1 protein-coding gene and 1 pseudogene are annotated in these 1,267 nt (G+C 77.3%); both read left to right on the forward strand.

Translation table 11 applies throughout. The features are described 5' to 3' along the window. Positions 1-441: pseudogene (locus tag ACSNOD_RS31260) on the forward strand (energy-coupling factor transporter transmembrane protein EcfT); the annotation flags it as partial. Further along, on the forward strand, positions 438-1,267 hold an 830-nt coding region (locus ACSNOD_RS31265; protein ID WP_436770450.1), incomplete at its 3' end, for an ABC transporter ATP-binding protein. The pseudogene ACSNOD_RS31260 and the gene ACSNOD_RS31265, both read left to right, overlap by 4 nt.

Here is a 1,267-nt window from a genome sequence, read left to right on the forward strand (position 1 = left end):
GCGTACGCGACCGTGCCCGCCGGCACCCCGAAGCCCCCGGCGGCGGCCCGCCCCACCGGCCTCCTGGTGCTCGCCGGGCTGCTGGGCGTGTGCGCCGGGCTGTACGGAGTGCTGGACGGCACCGCGCCCGGCTACCTCGGCACCCCGCTGCTGCTCGCCGGACTCGCCGTGGCCACCTGCGGCTTCGTCCTCGGCGGCCGCCGCGTGCGGCGCACCCGCTACCGCCCCGACCGCTGGCGCGCCGGCGAACTGCTGGCCGTCGCCTCCGGGGTCGCCGCGGGCGCCCTGATGTACGCCACCACCGGCGTCGACGCGGCGAACCTCCACCCCTCGCTCTCCCCCCTCGGCTGGCCCGAGATCTCCCCGCTGCCGGCCGCCGCCGTCCTCGTGGGCGCCCTGCCCGCCTGGCTCACCCCGCCCCCGAAGGAGACCTCCGCGTGATCGTGTTCGACGAGGTGACCTTCACCTACCCGGGGGCGGAGCGGCCCGCGCTCCGCGAGGTGGCCCTGGAGATCGGCGAGGGCGAGCTCTGTCTCGTCGCCGGCCGCACCGGGGTCGGCAAATCGACCCTGCTCGGCGCCGTCAACGGCCTGGTGCCCCGGTTCACCGGCGGCACCCTGCGCGGCCGGGTGAGCGTCGCGGGCCGGTCCACCGACCGCCTGCCGCCCCAGGAGTTCGCCCATCTCGTCGGCGTCGTCGGCCAGGACCCGCTCGCCGGGTTCGTCACCGACACCGTCGAGGAGGAACTCGCCTACGGCATGGAGCAACTGGCCGTGCCGGCCGAGGTGATGCGCAAGCGCGTCGAGGAGACCCTCGATCTGCTGGGCATCGCCGAGCTGCGCCACCGCCCGCTGCGCACCCTCTCCGGCGGCCAGCAGCAGCGCGTGGCCATCGGCTCCGTCCTCACCGCCCACCCCCGGGTGCTCGTCCTGGACGAGCCCACCTCCGCCCTCGACCCCACCGCGGCCGAGGACGTGCTCGCCGCGATCATCCGCCTGGTGCACGACCTCGGCACCACTGTCCTCGTCGCCGAGCACCGGATGGAACGGGTGCTCCAGTACGCGGACCGGCTGGTCCATCTCACGGGCGACGGCCGGGTGCGGGAGGGCGAGCCGGCCGCCCTGATGGCCGACAGCGACGTGGCCCCGCCCGTCGTCCACCTCGGCCGGCTCGCCGGCTGGTCCCCGCTGCCGCTGTCCGTGCGCGACGCCCGCCGGCGGGCGGCCGGCCTGCGCGAGCGGCTGGCCGCGGTGCCCGCCCCGGGGCC

Origin of the sequence: Streptomyces sp. URMC 123 (assembly GCF_051386515.1) — a bacterium.
GTDB lineage: Bacteria > Actinomycetota > Actinomycetes > Streptomycetales > Streptomycetaceae > Streptomyces.